This is a genomic window from uncultured Rothia sp., from assembly GCF_937976295.1.
In the GTDB taxonomy this organism is placed as follows: Bacteria; Actinomycetota; Actinomycetes; order Actinomycetales; family Micrococcaceae; genus Rothia.
This window is the reverse complement of sequence record NZ_CALJRY010000065.1, coordinates 1-3,355: the sequence shown is the minus strand read 5'-3', so window position 1 is coordinate 3,355 and position 3,355 is coordinate 1. Positions and strand designations below refer to the sequence as shown.

Sequence of the window (3,355 nt, the reverse complement as noted above, 5' to 3'; positions counted from 1 at the left end):
TAGTCTAGCGTCATCATCCCCCCTTGTGCAACCACCGGCGTCACCCACCAGAGGACAGCTTCGCCAGTGTCTCCTCCTCCTCATCCGCAGACAGCAGATTCCAAAGGAAAGCACGCGGCCAGATTGCAGAACAGGCCGAGCACTCGACACGCTGAACCTGCTCCCCCTCGATGTCCCAAACAGCAATCAGGCAAGGCTTCTGTACCGTCGCCCCGAATTCATCTCGACAGATTCGAAGCTTCTGATGGCAGACAGGACACACGCGGTCTATCGGCGTTCGTCTGACTGGTTGCAGGTGCTCCCGAATCTTGGACACCCACTCGCTCCACTCCTCACCAATCCAGACCAGAACAGGAAGACTTACATGAGCGAGGTGAGGGAGCACAGCACGCATAGTGTCAGATGGAGATTTCCCCGCCGGCACCCCAACAGCTGTCGCAGTCTCCGCAGCCGACCGACCCACCGCAGTCCACAAATCCAACGCCGCAACATCCAAAGGCGAGCGCGAACCAGCAGATGAAGCCCCCTGCCCGTGCTCAGTACCCTGCTCAACCACAGCCTGCCGAAGCTGATCTAGCAACGCCATTTCCAACGGAGCATCTTCGAGTGCCTCTGCTGATTCCCCCATGTCCTCAGCTCGAACATGAGCAAATGCTAGGACATTCAGGATGGCACGCACCCGGCGGCGCATCTCATCAAGATCTTGTGTCATTGACTCAGCTCCTTCACAATTGCGGCCCACATGTCAGGTCTCCACACTCCAGCATCTTGACCAGCCGCAGCGAGCGCGTCGAGCCACTGGGTTTGTGCTGCGGAGACTCGCCCCTTCATGGTCTTCAATTCTCTGAAGATGGTTCGCCTCTTGATGGGGTGGACGAGTACCAGGTCAGGAAAACCAGGTACCGACCGGCGGGAGTCATGGGTGTGGTAGTGCATCCATCCCAGGCGGGTTGCCAGGGTGATGATTGCTGATTGGAATTGAGCTTCAGTTACGTTTCGAGCGGTAAGCATCAAATAGTCTTGTGCTTTCACGCTTCTACCTCCTGCTGGTTCGGCGGGTTCGAGCTCGGCGATGACGAGAGCGTTTAGGTTCAGAGGTGGTCAGGTTTTTAACGGCTTCCCCGTCCCGACCCGACCCGGCATATCCGAATCCGTCACCCTCCTGATTTGAATCGATTCGGAGTAATTGAGCCCCAGCGGAGGGGCCAGTTACGGGGGCACTCTGCTCGCTACCGCGAGCGGTGCCCTGCCCGTTCCCGTCCCGTCCCGACCCGGCGGATTTGAATCCGTCACCCTCCTGATTTGAATCGGATCCAGATTCCTCCCAATCGTGGGAGGGCTCGTGAGATGAGGGTTTGGGTACGACGAAATGGCCGTTGGAGTCTCCCCTGGTCTCCGGTGCACCGGAGACCAGGGTGGGCTCTTCAACGACCTCTGCAGCGGATGCTTGCTCGTTGATGAGGGCAAGTTCGGCTGCATCGATTTGCGCAGAGAATTCGTCAATCATCTGCTGCGCACTGATGGTCGGCAAAGAGCTGTTGGCCTGCACCGCCGGCAAGGGTTCATCAACCTGCGAACCTTCACCAGTGCCCTGGTTCTGGTTCCGGGAGAACTCGCTAGCCTGCGAGGTGGCCACGACCGACCGACCAACCGGCTTATCTGACGGAGCAGATGCCTTGGTAGGCACCCCATTCTCAGTCAGCCAAGCCGCGCTCTTTGCACTAAAATACGGCTTCACCGGGGCAGGTAGAAGATCTACCGCCCAACCGGCATTGTCCTTGCGGGACGAGTTGCAGCTTCGACACGCCACGACCATGTCATCCGGAGTTTCTGCAGGAACTCCAGGATTCAAATGGTCATAGGTCGCGCCGCGGCCGCCCTTCCGGTCCCCCCACCAAACGACGTGACCGCACCAACGACATGCATCGCCGTCGCGAGCACGAATAGGCACAATCAACGAAGTTTTTCGGGTGTCGTTACGCCGCCTGTTTTCCCAATCAATCTCCTCTCGTAGACGCATGTGGAACAAGTCTTGATCCTCCACCAGGCGATAGGCGATACGCCCATCATCCAGCGGCACCTCACCGGTAAGGTACCCACAGAACGTCGCATCAGCGATGAACTTCTGTGCAGCATCCGGAGTACCGGTGAACTTCAGAATAGAGCCGCGCTCAACAACATAGTCAGTCTTGAACGCCGCCGCCTCAACAGCCAAAGCAAGCACCTGACCAAACAGCGACCACATAGACTGCATGCTCGCGCCAGGAATTTCTAGCGCTCGCCACACAATGCGATGCTGAGCGGCTGTGTCGGATACTTTCAGCCAAGGCATGAGGGGGGCTCCTTGCGGTGGTAGTAGTGTAGATCATTGCTCTCTACATCTGGGTCTGAATCAGCAGAAACCTGCTAATTAGTGATGTCTTTCTCAATGGCGGCATCCACCAAATCCTCATACATGAGGTCAAGCAGGTGCTGGATTTGGGACATGCGCTCGCGTACCTGACGCTGACGCTTGCCAAGGTTTGCGTTGCGCAGCGCGGCCGGCGTAAACGGGGCGAGGCTCTTCATTGCCTCTTCTACTCGGTCGAGCACCTCTGCGGATTCCTGCGGCACTTCGGCAGCTTCATCAGCGAGCGCCGGCGGCTCGGTGAGCGTCATAGGGAGCGTTGGTTCGTCTTTGGGTGCTGCGGCGGGCACTGCGGTGGTGAGTGCTTCGGCGTGTTGGGTTCGGCGTTCTGCTTCGATGGTGCGGATCTGGTCGATTGCTTCTCGAAGGCGCGGGTAGCTGTCGCTGTCGCGCTTCATGCTTATGGAGCGCTGCAGAAGCCCTTCGGTGACCAGGTAGGTTGCGGCGCGGGCTGCTTTGCCGCCGCCGAGGTCTTCGCGCCATTTGCGCTTCCATTTGGCTGAGACGCCGGTGAGGAGGCTGCCTTTGGCGAGTGCTCCGATTGCGTCTGCGAGGTCAGCGTTGTGGACCCAGACGCGGTCAGCGTCGTAGATGTGGCGGATGGGGGTTCCGTTGATGGTGAGGTCTCGGTCTGGTGCTGCGATCGGGTAGTAGCGGTTCATGGTGGTGTGTCCTTGGGGTGGGTGGGTTATTCGGCGTAGTTGGTGTCGGCGTGGGAGCTGGCGTGGAGTTTGGCTTCTTCGCAGAGCTCTTCAAATGCGTCTTGGAGGACCAGGGAGTTGAGTGACTCAACGGCTTTGGTGTTTCTCTGCTTGCAGGTTTCGCATGTGATGCGGAAGCATCTGCCGACGATTTCTCGGTTTCGGGTGAGCTGTAGGACTTCGACGGTGAAGGGGAAGCCTTCGTGTTCCTGGTGTTCTTGCATCGGGGGTCTTCCTTAGATGATGG

General features: G+C 58.4%; 5 protein-coding genes. All 5 read right to left on the bottom strand.

Annotated elements, in window-relative coordinates; translation table 11 throughout:
• Nucleotides 1-40: 40 nt before the first annotated feature.
• Complete coding sequence (locus Q0216_RS01815; RefSeq protein WP_298592474.1) at nt 41-712, bottom strand: hypothetical protein; 672 nt, start codon at nt 710-712, stop codon at nt 41-43.
• Nucleotides 709-936, bottom strand: a complete 228-nt coding sequence (locus Q0216_RS01810; RefSeq protein ID WP_298592476.1) for a VRR-NUC domain-containing protein — start codon at nt 934-936, stop codon at nt 709-711. The genes Q0216_RS01815 and Q0216_RS01810 overlap by 4 nt, the downstream gene beginning before the upstream one ends.
• A gap of 100 nt (nt 937-1,036) precedes the next feature.
• Nucleotides 1,037-2,254, bottom strand: coding sequence for an HNH endonuclease (locus tag Q0216_RS01805; protein ID WP_298592473.1), 1,218 nt, complete (start codon nt 2,252-2,254; stop codon nt 1,037-1,039).
• A 152-nt stretch (nt 2,255-2,406) separates the two neighbouring features.
• Entirely contained in the window at nt 2,407-3,069 is a 663-nt protein-coding gene (locus Q0216_RS01800) for a hypothetical protein (protein ID WP_298592471.1), read from the bottom strand.
• Between the two features lie 26 nt (nt 3,070-3,095).
• Nucleotides 3,096-3,332, bottom strand: a complete 237-nt coding sequence (locus Q0216_RS01795; RefSeq protein WP_298592469.1) for a hypothetical protein — start codon at nt 3,330-3,332, stop codon at nt 3,096-3,098.
• Between the last annotated feature and the right edge of the window lie 23 nt (nt 3,333-3,355).

Excerpts from the sequence above, each read along its gene's own strand:
- Q0216_RS01815 (WP_298592474.1), bottom strand. The coding sequence starts at position 712 with ATGACACAAGATCTTGATGAGATGCGCCGCCGGGTGCGTGCCATCCTG.
- Q0216_RS01810 (WP_298592476.1), bottom strand. The coding sequence starts at position 936 with ATGCACTACCACACCCATGACTCCCGCCGGTCGGTACCTGGTTTTCCT.
- Q0216_RS01805 (WP_298592473.1), bottom strand. The coding sequence starts at position 2,254 with ATGCAGTCTATGTGGTCGCTGTTTGGTCAGGTGCTTGCTTTGGCTGTT.
- Q0216_RS01800 (WP_298592471.1), bottom strand. The coding sequence starts at position 3,069 with ATGAACCGCTACTACCCGATCGCAGCACCAGACCGAGACCTCACCATC.
- Q0216_RS01795 (WP_298592469.1), bottom strand. The coding sequence starts at position 3,332 with ATGCAAGAACACCAGGAACACGAAGGCTTCCCCTTCACCGTCGAAGTC.